At 65.6% G+C, this 14525-nt stretch carries 16 protein-coding genes and 3 pseudogenes; 7 read left to right on the top strand and 12 right to left on the bottom strand.

Annotation, left to right across the window (positions count from 1 at the left end):
- Positions 1–147: 147 nt before the first annotated feature.
- The 5 genes and pseudogenes from AC5Y3Z_RS09500 to AC5Y3Z_RS09480 form a co-directional block, all read left to right on the top strand.
- Positions 148–516: pseudogene (locus tag AC5Y3Z_RS09500) on the top strand (TLP1 C-terminal extension domain-containing protein); the annotation flags it as partial.
- Positions 513–1685, top strand: coding sequence for a zinc-dependent alcohol dehydrogenase (locus tag AC5Y3Z_RS09495; RefSeq protein ID WP_012394837.1), 1173 nt, complete (start codon positions 513–515; stop codon positions 1683–1685). The pseudogene AC5Y3Z_RS09500 and the gene AC5Y3Z_RS09495, both read left to right, overlap by 4 nt.
- Positions 1648–2226, top strand: coding sequence for a carboxymuconolactone decarboxylase family protein (locus AC5Y3Z_RS09490; RefSeq protein ID WP_012394838.1), 579 nt, complete (start codon positions 1648–1650; stop codon positions 2224–2226). Before AC5Y3Z_RS09495 ends, AC5Y3Z_RS09490 begins: the two co-directional genes overlap by 38 nt.
- A gap of 486 nt (positions 2227–2712) precedes the next feature.
- Positions 2713–3167, top strand: a pseudogene (locus tag AC5Y3Z_RS09485) (type II toxin-antitoxin system Phd/YefM family antitoxin).
- A 3-nt stretch (positions 3168–3170) separates the two neighbouring features.
- Positions 3171–3605, top strand: coding sequence for a type II toxin-antitoxin system VapC family toxin (locus AC5Y3Z_RS09480; RefSeq protein ID WP_012394840.1), 435 nt, complete (start codon positions 3171–3173; stop codon positions 3603–3605).
- Between the two features lie 48 nt (positions 3606–3653).
- On the opposite strand, the gene AC5Y3Z_RS09475 is transcribed toward AC5Y3Z_RS09480, so the two are convergent.
- Positions 3654–4418 carry a recombinase zinc ribbon domain-containing protein gene (locus AC5Y3Z_RS09475; protein ID WP_463824437.1) on the bottom strand — a complete coding sequence of 255 codons (765 nt, stop codon included), beginning with the start codon at positions 4416–4418 and terminating at the stop codon, positions 3654–3656.
- Positions 4419–4683: 265 nt separating this feature from the next.
- Between AC5Y3Z_RS09475 and AC5Y3Z_RS09470 the strand changes: the two genes are divergently transcribed.
- On the top strand, positions 4684–5013 hold the full coding sequence (locus AC5Y3Z_RS09470) for a carboxymuconolactone decarboxylase family protein (RefSeq protein WP_463824438.1): 330 nt from the start codon (positions 4684–4686) through the stop codon (positions 5011–5013).
- 496 nt (positions 5014–5509) lie between these two features.
- Here AC5Y3Z_RS09470 and AC5Y3Z_RS09465 read toward each other — a convergent pair whose 3' ends face one another.
- From AC5Y3Z_RS09465 to AC5Y3Z_RS09445, 5 genes are all read right to left on the bottom strand, one after another.
- Positions 5510–5749, bottom strand: a complete 240-nt coding sequence (locus tag AC5Y3Z_RS09465; protein ID WP_463824439.1) for a metal-sensitive transcriptional regulator — start codon at positions 5747–5749, stop codon at positions 5510–5512.
- A gap of 193 nt (positions 5750–5942) precedes the next feature.
- On the bottom strand, positions 5943–6215 hold the full coding sequence (locus AC5Y3Z_RS09460; protein ID WP_463824440.1) for a hypothetical protein: 273 nt from the start codon (positions 6213–6215) through the stop codon (positions 5943–5945).
- Between the two features lie 28 nt (positions 6216–6243).
- Positions 6244–6957: a MerR family transcriptional regulator gene (locus AC5Y3Z_RS09455; RefSeq protein WP_463824441.1), complete on the bottom strand. Its 714-nt coding sequence runs from the start codon at positions 6955–6957 to the stop codon at positions 6244–6246.
- A 450-nt stretch (positions 6958–7407) separates the two neighbouring features.
- A complete protein-coding gene (locus tag AC5Y3Z_RS09450; protein ID WP_463824442.1) occupies positions 7408–8553 on the bottom strand; it encodes a PPE family protein in 1146 nt (381 codons plus the stop codon).
- Between the two features lie 27 nt (positions 8554–8580).
- Positions 8581–9405, bottom strand: coding sequence for a PPE family protein, SVP subgroup (locus AC5Y3Z_RS09445; protein ID WP_463824443.1), 825 nt, complete (start codon positions 9403–9405; stop codon positions 8581–8583).
- A 205-nt stretch (positions 9406–9610) separates the two neighbouring features.
- Between AC5Y3Z_RS09445 and AC5Y3Z_RS09440 the strand changes: the two are divergent.
- Positions 9611–10324, top strand: a pseudogene (locus tag AC5Y3Z_RS09440) (phosphoribosyltransferase); the annotation flags it as partial.
- A gap of 8 nt (positions 10325–10332) precedes the next feature.
- On the opposite strand, the gene AC5Y3Z_RS09435 reads toward AC5Y3Z_RS09440, so the two are convergent.
- The 6 genes from AC5Y3Z_RS09435 to pgeF all read right to left on the bottom strand — a co-directional run bounded on the left by AC5Y3Z_RS09435 (position 10333) and on the right by pgeF (position 14519).
- Positions 10333–10611 carry a transcription factor Iwr1 gene (locus AC5Y3Z_RS09435; RefSeq protein WP_463824444.1) on the bottom strand — a complete coding sequence of 93 codons (279 nt, stop codon included), beginning with the start codon at positions 10609–10611 and terminating at the stop codon, positions 10333–10335.
- Positions 10612–10725: 114 nt separating this feature from the next.
- On the bottom strand, positions 10726–11529 hold the full coding sequence (gene wag31, locus AC5Y3Z_RS09430) for a DivIVA-like cell division protein Wag31 (RefSeq protein WP_463824445.1): 804 nt from the start codon (positions 11527–11529) through the stop codon (positions 10726–10728).
- A 254-nt stretch (positions 11530–11783) separates the two neighbouring features.
- Positions 11784–12077, bottom strand: coding sequence for a YggT family protein (locus AC5Y3Z_RS09425; protein ID WP_499919284.1), 294 nt, complete (start codon positions 12075–12077; stop codon positions 11784–11786).
- 192 nt (positions 12078–12269) lie between these two features.
- Positions 12270–12953 carry a cell division protein SepF gene (locus AC5Y3Z_RS09420; protein WP_463824447.1) on the bottom strand — a complete coding sequence of 228 codons (684 nt, stop codon included), beginning with the start codon at positions 12951–12953 and terminating at the stop codon, positions 12270–12272.
- A gap of 64 nt (positions 12954–13017) precedes the next feature.
- Positions 13018–13806 (bottom strand): YggS family pyridoxal phosphate-dependent enzyme, encoded by a 789-nt coding sequence (locus tag AC5Y3Z_RS09415; protein ID WP_463824448.1) that lies wholly within the window; start codon positions 13804–13806, stop codon positions 13018–13020.
- 5 nt (positions 13807–13811) lie between these two features.
- On the bottom strand, positions 13812–14519 hold the full coding sequence (pgeF, locus tag AC5Y3Z_RS09410; protein ID WP_463824449.1) for a peptidoglycan editing factor PgeF: 708 nt from the start codon (positions 14517–14519) through the stop codon (positions 13812–13814).
- Positions 14520–14525: the final 6 nt, after the last annotated feature.

Raw genomic sequence — 14525 nt, 5'->3', positions numbered from 1 at the left:
ACACCATTGTGGCTTGACTGCAGATATGACACCATCGCATTCGTGTCTCACAACAGCCCGTGGCCCTGAGCGAGTGATCGATTGTCGGTAGAAGCGCGTACTCCGGTGGCGGTCGGCGTAGGCGAAGTCACCCATCGCGGGGACGACGTCGTCACCGGCCTCGGTTGGTATTCGACGAAACATTCGGTCGGTGTGTGGTCGGCCACCCCTCCACCAACCGGGTGGCGACTGATCGACACGGCAGACGAACAAACTCCGATCGATTCATCGCGGCTGGCCGTCGCAGGCGTCGACGAGGCGACCGGTCGCGCGACAGTGGACGGGTACACGGTCGAATACGACCGAGACGGGCGACCTCGATGGACACCGACCATCGCGCACCTGTCCGACGGGCGAAGAGTCGTCGCACGCAGCGACGATCCGCAGATTGCCGAGGCGATGGCGGGCGAGATGTACGTTGGCAGAACGGTTTGCCTCCGAAACACAGGGTCGTCCACGGGATTCGAGCTTCCATGATCGCCGAGGCCATGGTGTTGACCGGACCGCGGAATCTGGAGCGGCGCCAGATGACCATCCCCGACGTCGGTGACCGCGGTGCGATCCTGCGAGTTGAAGCATGTGGTCTATGCGGTACAGATCACGAACAATTCACCGGACACCTGCCTGCCGGCTTCTCATTCGTTCCAGGTCACGAAATCGTCGGCATCGTCGAACATGTCGGCAATGCGGCCAGCGAACGCTGGTGCGTCCGGGCCGGCCAGCGCGTGGCCGTCGAGGTGTTCCGGTCCTGCCGAGACTGCCCGGAGTGTCGCCGCGGCGAATACCGGCGATGTGCGGTGAACGGCATCGCCACCATGTTCGGGTTCGTCGACGTGGAGATCGGCGCCGGGTTATGGGGCGGATACGCCACCCATGTGGAGCTTCCGTGGGACGCGATGCTACTCCCGATTGCCGAAGACATGGACCCCGTTCTCGCCACGTTGTTCAACCCTCTCGGGGCCGGTATCCAATGGGGGAAAACTCTTCCCGACACCAAGGCGGGGGGTATCGTAGCGATACTGGGACCGGGCATCCGCGGGATCTGCGCGGCGGTGGCGGCGAAAGAGGCGGGAGCCGCTTTCGTCGCGATGACCGGCATCGGTCCACGCGACGATCAGCGACTGGCCATAGCCAGATCATTCGGTGTCGACCTGCCCATCGACGTATCGCAGGACGATGCAGTGACAGCGCTCCAGCGTGAGACAGGCGGACAGCTTGCCGACGTGGTCATCGATGTCACCGCCAAAGCACCCTCCGCGTTCGCCGACGCCGTCGCCCTTGCCAGGCCTGGCGGCAGGGTCGTGGTTGCTGGCACCCGCGGCGGAGGCGGCGCGCCCGGCTTTGAACCAGACACGCTGGTGTATAAGGAATTACACATCGCCGGTGCACTCGGCGTGGAGTATCCCGCCTACCGGGCAGCCCTCGAGATTCTGGCCACGCGCCGCTGGCCGTTCGACCGGATCACAAGAGAATCAACCGGATTCGCTGGTCTCGCGCCGCTGCTCAGTTCGCTTGCAGATGAAAATGCCAAATCGAGTGCGGCCCTGCACAACGTCTTCGTGCCCACGCCCTCACAGCATGCGGAGCTTCAACAGAGGAAGGTCACACGTGACGAGAACGGAACGCGTACCGATGCTCGACCTTGAGCAGGCCCGGCTGCGGGCTGCCGAGTGTGGGCTGCCCGCAGAGATGGCAGAACTGTCAGTATTTCGCGTGGCACTTCACCAGCCGAGCCTCGCAGTGGCCCTGTACGGAATGCTTGAGGCGCTGCTATTTAACGGTGTGCTCGACGCCCGGCTACGCGAATTGATCATCATGCGCATCGGCTGGGTAACGGGGTCGGTATATGAGTGGACACAGCATTGGCGAATCGCGACGCTGCTCGGTGTGGCTTCGGATGACCTTCTGGCGGTGCGTGACTGGCAGAGTTCCAATCGTCTGGGCCATGCCGAGCGTGCGGTCCTGGCGGCGACCGATGATGTGGTACGTGACGGGGTCATTGCCGAGGAAAACTGGGCCGCGTGCCACAAGGCATTCAATGGCGATCACGCGGTTTTGGTCGAACTTGTCGGAGCGATCGCCAATTGGCGGCTCTTTTCGATCCTGCTTCGATCCTTGAATATTCCGCTTGAGTCGGGTACCGACTCCTGGCCGCCCGATGGGCGAGCCCCTCGACGTGACGATTGAGTAAAAACGGTTGTTCAGCAATCGCACCCAAGTTGAAGCTCGGTTACCCCTTATGTTCCTAGTCAGTTGTGGGCTATTGAATTTCAAACGGGTAGTTGTGATTTCGGTCTCTTAGCCACGGTCTCGGGGTAATGCCACCAACTGGACATGTGGAGCCAACTGTTCTGGGACGCCTACACCAGCTTGAAGCACGCTCCGTCATACGAATACGATCCAAGGGATGTCGAGGTTCTTCGCGACTCAGGCCAACTGTTACTACTGGGAGAGTCGTTCAATCGGGTCGCTGGCAACAGAACGCCAATGAAGGCGATCGTCGGCAGTCACCGCACACAGCACCTCACGCAGAGAATTCAAGAGCCCGCTGCTGCAAGCTAGACCCGGCGTCCGACACCGAGGCGCTGCCGTCTTCATACAGCTGACCACGAACGCCAGCCGCGCCGAAGTCCCACCGGGGACGGCAAACACCTTCCGCCGCAACACCTTCGGATGCAGCTTGGACGGAAGGCCACCAGCCACCATAATATCGACCGTCTCGGCGTCGCCAGCACCGCGGACGAATCGGTGTACCGGCCCGTTGCCACCTCGCCTCCGGCTTGCGCGGGTCAATCTCTCAGGTCGTCGTTGCCACACTCAGAAGTGACATGTACAAATCACGGTTCAGCGAGTGTACAGTTCACGGTGTGGAGGTATCCGTGACCGAGTTGCGCGCGCACCTTAGCGATTGGCTCGATCGAGTTCGGGCTGGTGATGAGGTCGTCATCACCGACCGCGGGATTCCGGTCGCGCGACTCGCTGCGCTGGACAGCGCAGGCACCTTGGAGCGTCTCACGGCCGAAGGCGTGATTGCCAGGGCCACCGCGCAGCGGCCCGTCGCTGCGGGACGGTCCCGGCCCCGACCGCGGCGGCCGGTGTCTGACCAGGTCAGCGACCAGCGGCGCTGACCGGTGCCGCTCGTCTACTTCGACGCCAGCGCCTTCGTTAAACTTCTCACCACCGAGACAGGAAGCTCGCTGGCATCCGCGCTGTGGGACGGCTGCGACGCCGCATTGTCCAGCCGCCTGGCCTACCCCGAAGTCCGCGCCGCACTCGCTGCAGCAGCCCGCAATCACGACCTAACCGAATCCGAGCTCGCCGACGCCGAGCGTGACTGGGAGGACTTCTGGGCCGCCACCCGCCCAATCGAACTCACCGCCACGGTTGAACAGCACGCCGGCCGCCTCGCCCGCGCCCATGCCTTGCGCGAAGCCGACGCTGTCCATCTGGCCAGCGCGTTGGCAGTCGGCGAACCCGGCCTGATCGTCGCCGTTTGGGACCGACGCCTGCACGCCGGAGCCCAAGCCGCCGGGTGCCGACTCGCCCCCGCCCAACTCGACCCCTAATCCGACCGCTCGACGTCAGAGGTGGGTCGACCCCGGCATGGATGACGATCAGGTACCGATTCGCCAGGTCAGAACCCGTGTCGTAAGTGGCCAAGTCCCCCCTCGGACACCCGACTGAGGCGAGCGAAATGAACGCTCGCGTTCATTTCTGAGCCGATGGAGGGTGTTGAGCGGCGAAGCCGCGATCACACGACCGGCGACACGACTTAGGTCGGCCGTGGCCGTAACTTGTCGCAGGTACGCATCGTAGTCAAGACGCAGGCCCAAATTTACGTACACCTCTGCTCGCTCGCCCGGTGTCGCCGCGTCGAGGACTGCAGAGAGCCCACCCAATTCCTTCACCAGTTCTTTGATCTGCGCTGCAGACATGACTTGCGGCTGCTCAGTTCGTTCAAGCTTTGCCTTGAGTTCGTCACGTTCTGCGGTGCGGCGAAGCAATGCATCCTTCAGTTCCTCGACGGCAACACCCGACTCCACCGCCGCGACCAGAGCGGCGATTTTGCGGTTTACCTCACCGAGTTCGCGCTGCAGAGCCGCATACCCAGCGTTGCGGGCTGAGTCCACGTCCTGCCCACGCGCGAGGGACACCGGATCAGCGAGACTGGCGATCCATGGGTCAAGCTGCTCAGTCACCTCGTCTTCACGCAGGTAGACGGTGCGCGGGTGATCGCCGAGTTCGGTGGGCACCGAGCGTGATTTACCCAACTCACAGCGGTACAGAATGCGTGGTGTTTGCTTTGAGGAGCGGTCAGCACCTTGCATTCGCCGACCACATATGGCACAGAACAACAACCCGCGCAGCGCGTCCGGCACACGCGATTTCCTGTTGGATGCCAGGCTGGGTCCACGGCGAGCCCGCGTCCGAAGACGAGCGGCTTCTTCTACGATCCGGTCACCCTCGACTCGAGCTGGTGCGGACCGCGCCAACGACCTGACGAAGCGATTTCCAGCCGAATCTGACAGTTCTGGCGCGGAGGCAAGCGCATCCGCGTGTTTACCTATACCCCCCTAGAGTATAGGCTGGATCCTATGCCTGCGCGTACAAAGCGGGAACGACGAGACAATTAAAGGATCAGCGATGCATTCGCACGACGACGAAGTGAAATTCATGGCCGACATCAAAAACGCCGCGCCGGAGATGGTCTCGGCGTTCTTTGCCTTCGACAAGGCTGTGTTCAGTAAGAACAGTGGCAACCTGGACCTGGCCACCAGGGAGCTGATCGCAGTCGGCGTCGCCGTCACCACACAGTGTCCGTTCTGCATCGAGGACCACGCCAAGCGCGCCGTCAAAGCTGGCGCCTCCAAGGCTGATGTTGCCGAAGCAGTCATGGTGGCCGCCGCCTTGCGTGCCGGTGGCGGCGTAACCCACGGCTGGAAGGCGATGAGGAGCATCGCCGAAGGTGAGTAGTAGCCTGGCTCGTGCCGGTCGCTGGCGGTCCTCGACACGTAACGGCAGCCACCCAAAATTGTCCGAACCAGAGCCGGGGTAGACAGCACCGCGGGCGATCCGCGAATGCCCCTATGAGCAATTCCATTGCATGGCATGTGATTACGCCCGAAGCTAGACCAGCGATCCGCTCCAGCAGAACAGTCCGTCCTGCGGTAAGCAACCCGCGCATATCAAGCTTGACACCCGCGTCGACAACATCGACACGCTCGCCCACCCAGCCTCGGTTGGGTCGATGAGCATTTACTGCCAAATCATTTCCCACCCGGTGTGGCGCGCCGGCACGTCGGACCTGAGAGCTGGGGTTCAGGCTAGGGACATCACCATTCCGACCTCGCTGGGGAAGATGCCCCGGATATGCCACTCACCGGCACAAAAAGCGCGTAGCTACCCGAACAAAAAAACTCGCGCTGGACTGCACCCCGACCCAGGGAGGTCGTTTGCAACCCCGAAACCCTTAGGCGAGGGCGAGGAAGAGTTTCTCCAACTCGGCTTCCGTCATCGGCTTGGCTCCGTCGGCACCGACACCGCTGATGCATTCCCGCAGTCCGGTCGCCACGATCTTGAAGCCGGCCCGGTCCAGTGCCCGCGATACCGCGGCGAGCTGGGTGACGACGTCCTTGCAGTCGCGACCATTCTCGATCATGGAGATCACGCCTGCCAGTTGTCCTTGCGCACGACGCAGACGGTTCAACACAGCGGTCGGGAATGCTGAGCGTGACGACGCCCGTGCTGGCCCCTACTTCACAGTTAACCGTCTTGCGCAGCGCCGAAGTCCCACCGGGGACGGCAAACACCTTCCGCTGCAACACCTTCGGATGAACCTTGGACGCAAGGCGATCAGCCACCATGACGTCGACCGTCTCGGCGTCACTAGCACCGCGGACAAATCAGTGTACCGGCCCGCGGCCGAGAGGTTCACGCAGGCGATAGCCGAGGCGTTCCAACTCATGCCGAGCGCCACCGAATGTCGCCGCACCGGTCTCGATGTGCAGGATCATGTTCACATCCCGCGTGGCGCGGGTGAGTGGCATCCCCGCCCGCACGGCGTGCAGCTGCACCATCAATCCGCCCACCAGCGTCCACTGCGTGCAGGGGACGGCGTGGGCGATCTCGAAGAGCTGCGGCCACGGCGACGGCCATTCGCCCGCTGGAGCATTCACCTGCCAGGTCGATTCTCGGCCTGCGGACTCATCCGTGCCGTCGTCCGGACACGCGCCGACCGGTGTCCCCGGAACGTAACCGGTAGAGCAGATCCTCCAGGACAGCGATCCCCGCAGCAGACTCACGGGTGTCCAGCGACTCGGCCAAGTCGACCGCCACCGTGGCCGTCACGACGTGGTCGACGGCGTAGCCGGCATCCTCAGGCACCACCCGCACGATCACGCCACCGCCGACGTCGTCGACCAGCCCGGCCGCGGAGACCACGTCGGCCACATCGCGGGCACGAACATAACCATCGACTCCCGCATCGACAGCCGTGAGATCGAACAGCGCCGACATCGCCTCATCGTGCAAGGCGCTGACTCCCGAGGCCAGCAGCCCGATGTCGGTGCCCCACCCACGCATCCGACGCACCGCGGCGCGGCGACGCGTCATCCAACACAACTGCGACGCGCTGGTAGCCCGCAGCCGGTGCCGCAGCCGCGACAACGCCGAAGCCTCCAGCCAGTCCACCTGCTCACCGGAGAGCAACGCGAGTGCAGCCCACGCCGTGGCCGGCGTCCAGGGGCGCCCGTTGTGGCGGACCTGGTTTGCCAGCCGATGCACCGACGCACCATCCAACAACAACGCACCGCCGACTGTCCGCGTCACCGTCAACTCCCCCGCCCGGGCGAGCCGCGCGACCTGCCGCGCCGAGACGCCCAGAATCTCCGCGCCGGCCACAGCCGTCATCTCGCTCATGCATATATCGTCGCTTGTAAGACATATTTACGCAATACCTGCAGATCAAAAGCGTGACTATGGCTATCGTTTGTTCGGTCAAGGACTAAGTCGAAAAGTCTCAACTCGTGTCGCAGGTGGACAACTCCCCCCTCGGACACACGACTGAGGCGAGCGAAATGAACGCTCGCGTTCATTTCCGAGCCGAGGGAGTGTGTTGAGCGGCGCAGCCGCGAACACACCTCCGACAAGCCGACTGAGGCGAGCGAATGAACGCTCGCGTTCATTTCCGAGCCGAGGGAGTGTGTTGAGCGGCGCAGCCGCGAACACACCTCCGACAAGCCGACTGAGGCGAGCGAAATGAACGCTCGCGTTCATTTCCGAGCCGAGGGAGTGTGTTGAGCGGCGCAGCCGCGAACACACCTCCGACAAGCCGGTGCAGTGTGTTGAGCGGCGCAGCCGCGAACACACCTACACGAGGACCTGCCGGGGCATCACGGTCGGCTGAATCCCATAGCGTGGGCCAACACCGTAGCCGCCGCGGCCCGCCGAGGCGTAGGCCGGCATCCCGGTGGCCACATTCATTACCCCAGCACCCTGCTCTGCCGGCACCGTCCAGCCCGAACCGGCCAACGGCGCGGTGGACGCTGCCATCGTGGCCGGGGTGGCGGCCGACCACGAGGCGGGCACCGAGAGCTTGCCGACCGTCGTCGCCTGGCCGGCCGCCGCGGATACCGACGCAGCACTCGCGCCGCCGGAACCCAGACCCGCAGCCATTTGCGCCGGCCCGATCCCGATGGCGCCCAAATCCGGCGGGAACTGGCTCGCGATCAGGCCCGCGTCGAAGGTGTGCGAGTACAGCACTGCAGTGACAATTGCGTTGAAACCGTTCCAGGCCGCCATGTCGATAATGCCGTTGGGGATGTTCTGCACCAGGCTGTCGCTGAAGAAGTCGCCGACGGCCGATGCCGGCGCCGCCGCCGCTGGGTTTGCCAGCGACTGAACGACACTCGGCGTGCTGGACACCAAGGCGGACAGCCCTGTCGAGGTGCCGGCGGCCTGATCCGCCGTGGCGCTCGGCGCGGGGTTGGCGGCCGGGGTCGGTGCGGTCAGCGGGTCCAGTCGCCCGGCCAGCGCCGACGATCCGGCGTAGCCGTACATCGCGGCGGCGTCCTGGGCCCACATCTCGCCGTAGAGCGCTTCGTTGGCCGCGATCGCGGGCGTGTTCTGACCCACGATGTTGGTGGCGACGAGTGTTGCCAGCTGGGCGCGATTGGCCGCGACGACCGCCGGCGGCACCGTCATCGCGTACGCGGCCTCGTAGGCGGCCGCCGACGCCATCGCCTGGTCGGCCGCGTGCTGCAGCGACGCAGAGGTGGTGAGCAGCCATTGCACATAGGGGGCGGCGGCGGTGGCCATCGTCGCTGAGGACGGGCCCCGCCATTCGTCCTCGGTCAACGTCGAGATCACCGACTCGGCGGCCGTCGCCGTGCTGCTCAGTTCGGCAGCCAGGTTGCTGTAGGCCGCGGCGGCGGCCATCAGCGGCGCCGCTCCCGGGCCGGTGTACATACGGGTTGAATTGATCTCTGGGGACAGCGCGCCAAAATCAAAAGGCATTTCTCGGTCCTTACTAAAGTGGGGGGTTCAGACAACGGTCGGCTTGGGCATGACGATCGGTTTGAGGCCGTAGCGCGGCGCCCCGAATCCGGCACTCGAACGGTCGGCCGATGCGATCGCCGGCAGGCCGGCGGGCACCGTCGTGATCGGCGCGGAATGCGCCGCGGCGCTGGTCCAGCCCGCGCCCGTCAGCGTTGCCGGCGTTCCGCCAGCAACAGGCATGCCGGCCGCCCAACTCGGTGGCACCGATATCGCCCCGATCGACACGGCCTCGCCGACACTTGCCGCCACCGGTGGTCCAGCGATAGCCGAGGTCGGTAACGCGGGCGCCGCACCGACGCCCAGCGGCGGGAAATCGGCCATCGCGGGATTCCAAGTCACCGAACCGGGCAGGAACTGCCCCTGGCCGAGCGCGATGAAGTTCGACGCCGCGGCGCCGACATTCTGGAACCAGTTGAACGGCGTGCCGATGATCGCGTCGTCGGACGCGGCCGCCTCCGCCGGGCTGGCGGCCGCCGCGGATGCCGCGTTGGTGAGGCCGGACATCGATTCCGAGCCGGCCGCGCTCTGATTGGCCCCCTCGGTCTCGCCGTAGGCGTCGGCATTGGACCCGAGGGTGGTGACCAGCTGTTGATGCACGGCTCTGGCTTGCGCGCTGACCTGCTGATACCAGGTGCCGTAGGCCGCGAACTGTGCAGCCTGCAGTGCGGACACCTCGTCGGCGGCGGCCGGGACGACGCTGGTGGTCGGTGGCGCGGCGGCGGCATCCTCGGCGGCCATGGCCGTCCCGAGGTGTTGCAGTGCGCCCGCTGCGGCCGTCAATGCTTGGGGGTACGTGGTCACGAAGGACATCGGGTTCTCCTATCGGCAGCGCCACCCGTTTCGGAGGTCGGCCGGCGGTGGATGACCCGTTTATTAAGCGCGCCTGCCAGCACGGGAACCAGGAATTTCGGCAATGTTTCGGAAATACGTCGGTAATCCCGCTGTAACGAGCAACCGAGTTGCTGCTGACTGCCCAGCGGCGCGGTGAGTCAGTAGGCTTTGGTGGTTGCCAGCACAGGGCGGAGTGCGACCCATGAACCCACCGCGGACCCCATCGAGAGCCCTGTTTCGGCGCACGCCGACCCGCACGTTTCGCGACCGACGCGAAGCCGGCCGCGTCTTGGCCGACTCCCTGGCCGCCTACCGCGGCAAGCCGGATCTGCTGGTCCTCGGGCTCGCCCGGGGTGGCGTCCCGGTGGGATGGGAAGTCGCCGCCGGGCTGGACGCCGACCTCGACGTGTTTCTGGTGCGCAAGCTGGGTGTCCCGACGCAACCGGAATTGGCGATGGGGGCGTTGGCCAGCGGCGGCCGAGTGGTGATGAACGAGGACGTGCTGTCCAGCCTGCGCATCTCCGACGAGCAGGTGCACAGGGTAATCGAGGCCGAGTCGGCCGAACTGCGGCGGCGCGAACTGGCCTACCGCGGCGGGCGTCCCGGCGCCGACCCGCGCGCCAGGATTGCGGTTCTGGTCGACGACGGCATCGCTACCGGCGCCAGCATGTTAGCCGCGGTGCGGGCGGTGCGCGCCGCCGGGCCACAGGCGGTGGTGGTCGCGGTTCCCGTCGGGCCGGCCTCAGGGTGCCGGATGCTGGCGCGCGAAGCCGACGACGTGGTGTGCGCCACCATGCCCCGGGACTTCAACGCCGTCGGGCAGGTCTATGCCGACTTCCATCAGGTCAGCGACGACGAGGTGCGCGCCCTGCTGTCCACTGCGACCGAACCGCGGTAGACCGACCGCTACTTGGCGTCCTCATCACGCCGCGCCGGTTCCTCGGGCGCCTCGACGTCTTCGTCCGGATAGTCGACGGTGTCCTCGGACTCGGCGTTCGCATCGTCGTCCTCATCGACGGCCGCATCGCGCTGCTGACGTTCCCGGACCGCGTCCACAATCAGCAGGATCACGCCCACCACGCTGGCGCCGATGCACACCCAGGCAACCAGCACGTTGCTGGTCACTACCGCGAACACCAGCGCGACAAGCCCGATCAGGGCCAATACCAGCGCAATGATCAACATCGGTCATCCCTCCAGCCGCGAGGCGCGACTGCCAAACCTACCAGGGTCGATGACGCTGAACTCGCGCCTGGCGCGTGTCCGGCGTCGCGTTCCGGGCAGGTTGCCGCCCAGCGGTCAGTTGGCGCCGCGGTTGAACTGTTCGAAGCCGCCGGCGTCCGCGCTGGAATCGACCGGAGCCGCCGATCCGCGCTGGCCGAGTTCTTCGAGCTGGGACTCCAGATATGTCTTCAGGCGGGTCCGGTACTCGCGCTCGAAGGTCCGCAACTGCTCGAGACGGCCTTCCAGCACGGTGCGCTGCTGGTTGATGGTCCCCATGATTTCGGAGTGCTTGCGTTCGGCATCGGCCTGCAGCGCGTCCGCCTTCTCCTGCGCCTGGCGCAGCTGGCTCTCCGAGCGCGCCGTGGCATCCGCCAGCATCGCGTCCGCGCGCTGCCGCGCTTCGGAGACCGTGGTCTCGGCGGTGTGCCGCGCCTCGCTGAGGATCTGATCGGCGTTCGCGCGGGCATCGGCCAGCATCTTGTCCGATTCGGCCTTGGCGGTGCTGGTCAGACGGTCGGCGGTGTCCTGGGCCAGGCTGAGCACGCGGGCCGCCTTGAGCGCCTGCTCCTCGTTGGAGGAGCTCGGTTGCGCCGGCGCCGGGGTCGGCGCGGCCTGCTTGACCGGCTCGGGCTCGGGCTCGTAGGCCGGGATCGGCTGGGCCACCGTGGGCGCGGCACCGGAGGCGCCGCCTCCCGCGGCCAGCTCCTGGTCCAACTCGGCGATCCGCTGCCGCAGATCGGAGTTCTCCTCGATCAGTCGGGTCAGTTCGTTCTCCACCAGGTCAAGGAAGGCGTCAACCTCGTCCTCGTTGTACCCGCGCTTGCCGATAGGCGGCTTACTGAACGCCACATTGTGGACGTCGGCAGGTGTAAGCGGCATTCTTTGTCCCCTCGAGTTCCTGGACGGTCGAACAATCTGAAAGTGTAGAACGGTGCGGTAGCCGTCGCGCAACTGCCGCCCATCCTGTCACACCAGACTCGGCGGTTGCCGATTGGAGTAATAAATAAGGACAGATTTCATTCTTTTTAGAGCTCTGCAGCCAATAAATCACATTCCTTAGATTTCAAAAAACACGCGCCTGAGTTGACGCCAAATCGTGGCCGAACCGTCTCTAAAAGACCAACTCGGGTCGCCTACGTGGCGCCGTCGGCTGCGCCGAGCGCGAGTTGCATGCCGATGAAGGCGATCAACAAGAGCACCAGGATGGACAGGTCCAGGCGCACGGCGCCGATGGTGATCGGCGGGATGAGTCGGCGCAGCAGCTTCACCGGCGGATCGGTGATCGACATGATGATCTCCAGGATCACCACAGTGATGCCGGTGGGCCGCCAGTCACGGCTGAACGACCGGATCCACTCGATGACGACCCGGAAGACCAGCAGCAACCAGAAGGCCAGCAGGGTGTACCCGACGATGTACAGCAACACAACCAACGAGAGTCCCGACCTTCACGATGACGTTGATGAGAATGTCCGTCGCCGCCGGCGTAGCGGCGACAGCAAGCCTACCGACCCGCCCCGTTCCCGTGGTGGGCTGTCGACAGCGCACCGCCCGGTCGGCCAGTTGGTGACCTACCGGGCGGTGCGGAAACTATTCGGCGCAAGCCCCTGCCGGTGAGCTTATTGGTAAGCGTAGAAACCGGTTTCGGCGATCCGGCGACGTTCTTCCGGGGACACGTCGACGTCCGCGGGTGAGAGCAGGAACACCTTGGTGGCGACCTTGTCGAACGAGCCGCGCAGCGCGAACGCCAGGCCCGCGGCGAAGTCGACCAGCCGCTTGGCGTCGGCGTTGTCCATCGACACCAGGTCCATGATCACCGGAGTGCCGTCGCGGAACCGCTCGCCGATGGTGCGCGCCTCGCTGTAGTCCTTGGGACGCAGCGTGGTGATCTTCGACAGCGGGTGGCCTTCCTCGAACATCATCGCCATCCGGCGCGGGTCCATCGCCAACGCGCCGCGGGTGGCGCCGCCGCGTCCCAGCCACGAACCCAGCCGCGGCCGAGCCAGGTCGGCACGGTCGAACCCGCCCGTCGGGAAGCGCGGCTCGTCGGCATAGCCGCCGCGGTAACTGCTGGGCGGCGGGTAGTCGGCCGGCTCACCGCGCAGGTCGCCGCGCGGGTCGGCGCGGGGATCTCTGCGCGGATCGTCGTAATCGCGGTCACGGTCCTCATAACGACCGTATTCGTCGTCGAATCGCGGCCGCGAATAACCGCGCGATGGCGCGCGGTCGTCGTAATACTCGTCGTCGTAATCCTCCATCGGAGCCATCCCGAAGTAGGCCTTGACCTTATGCAGTGTGCTCATCGTACGACCCCTTCTAGCCTGGGATATCTGTTGCCTGTGATGAAGATGTGACTACAGTGACTATTCACGGTGACCGTAACCGCCGTTGACCCAATAGCGCGGTACCGACACGCACACACGTCGAACCATGTTTGACGGCGACTTCGAAGTCACCCGACATGCCGGCCGACAGCCCGACCGCCGTCGGGAACGCCGCGCGCACCCGCTGGTGCTCGGATTGCAGCCGGTCAAAGGCCTGTTCCGGGTCCCATTCCACGGGCGGGATGCCCATCAGACCGACCAGTTCCAGGCTGCGCGAGTCCTGCACCTGGGCGCAGATGCGGTCCACCGCACCGGGTTCGTCCATGTCGACGCCACCGCGCGACACATCGCCGTCGAGGCTGACCTGGACGTAGACCCGCAGCCGGTTCTCCCGCTCGTGCCCGGCCAGCGCAACGGTCACCGCCCGGTCGAGCGCGGTCACCAACTGCATGCTGTCGACGGAGTGGACGGTGTGCGCCCAGCGCGCCAGGGACCGGGCTTTTTTGCGCTGAATCTGACCGACCATGTGCCAATGCAAATCCCGCAATCCGGTGTGTTGTGCAGCGGCCGTCAACAGCCGGGTGACTTCACTCACCTTCGCCGCAGCTTCCTGTTCGCGCGATTCGCCAACGGCCCGACAACCTAATCGGGACAAAATCGCTACGTCGGTTGCTGGGAAGAATTTGGTAATTGGGAGCAGCTCAATTTCTGCGACATTGCGGCCGGCGGCCGCGGCGGCCGCAGCCAGCCGGGATCGCACCGCCCCCAGGGCCGTGGTCAATTCCGTCTGGCGGTCGCCGCCGCCTCCCCGCACCGGGTTCTCCGTGGCCATCACACTCATTCCATCCACACCAACGACGCCAGCCGTCCGGTCGGCGCACCGCGCCGGTGGCTGAACAGCGTCGCGTCGGAAATGGTGCAGCGCGGATCGACCTCGATCGAAGTCACTCCCAAATCGCGGAGCTGGCAAGCGATTCCGGCACGCAGGTCCAGTCCGGGCGTTCCGGCGGCGGTCGTGGTTCGACTGCCCGGCAGCGTCGTCTCGACCTCGTCGGCCATCGCGGCGGGCACTTCATAGCGACTGCCGCTGGCCGCCGGGCCGAGCAGTGCGGAAATGTCGCCGGGCCGCGCACCCCGGCTCACCATGGCCTCTACCGCGCGGGTCACCACGCCATGTTGGGCCCCGACCCGACCGGCGTGCACCGCCCCGACCACACCGGCGCGCGCGTCGGCGAGCAGGACCGGCACGCAGTCGGCGGTCAGTACCACCAGCGCCAGGCCCGGCGTGCCGGTCACGACCCCGTCGGTGTCGTCGATCGCCGCGTGTCGCGGCTCGTCGACCACCGCGATGCGGTCACCGTGTACCTGGTTCATCCACACCAGCCGCTCGTCGGGCAGGCCGACGGCCGCAGCCAGCCGGGCACGGTTGGCAGCGACGGCCGACGGGTCGTCACCGACGTGGTCGCCGAGATTGAAGCTGTCGAACGGCGGCTTCGACACACCGCCCGCCCGGGTGGTGGTCACCCGACGGATGCGAACGCTCACCTGCCC

The sequence above is a fragment of the Mycobacterium sp. NGS61 genome (genome assembly GCF_059812325.1).
This window is presented reverse-complemented; position numbering and strand designations above follow the sequence as displayed.

Excerpts from the sequence above, each read along its gene's own strand:
- AC5Y3Z_RS09420 (WP_463824447.1), bottom strand. The coding sequence starts at position 12,953 with ATGAGCACACTGCATAAGGTCAAGGCCTACTTCGGGATGGCTCCGATG.
- AC5Y3Z_RS09435 (WP_463824444.1), bottom strand. The coding sequence starts at position 10,611 with ATGTTGATCATTGCGCTGGTATTGGCCCTGATCGGGCTTGTCGCGCTG.
- AC5Y3Z_RS09455 (WP_463824441.1), bottom strand. The coding sequence starts at position 6,957 with ATGAGCGAGATGACGGCTGTGGCCGGCGCGGAGATTCTGGGCGTCTCG.
- AC5Y3Z_RS09445 (WP_463824443.1), bottom strand. The coding sequence starts at position 9,405 with ATGTCCTTCGTGACCACGTACCCCCAAGCATTGACGGCCGCAGCGGGC.
- AC5Y3Z_RS09495 (WP_012394837.1), top strand. The coding sequence starts at position 513 with ATGATCGCCGAGGCCATGGTGTTGACCGGACCGCGGAATCTGGAGCGG.
- wag31 (WP_463824445.1), bottom strand. The coding sequence starts at position 11,529 with ATGCCGCTTACACCTGCCGACGTCCACAATGTGGCGTTCAGTAAGCCG.
- AC5Y3Z_RS09450 (WP_463824442.1), bottom strand. The coding sequence starts at position 8,553 with ATGCCTTTTGATTTTGGCGCGCTGTCCCCAGAGATCAATTCAACCCGT.
- AC5Y3Z_RS09415 (WP_463824448.1), bottom strand. The coding sequence starts at position 13,806 with ATGGCCACGGAGAACCCGGTGCGGGGAGGCGGCGGCGACCGCCAGACG.
- AC5Y3Z_RS09470 (WP_463824438.1), top strand. The coding sequence starts at position 4,684 with ATGCATTCGCACGACGACGAAGTGAAATTCATGGCCGACATCAAAAAC.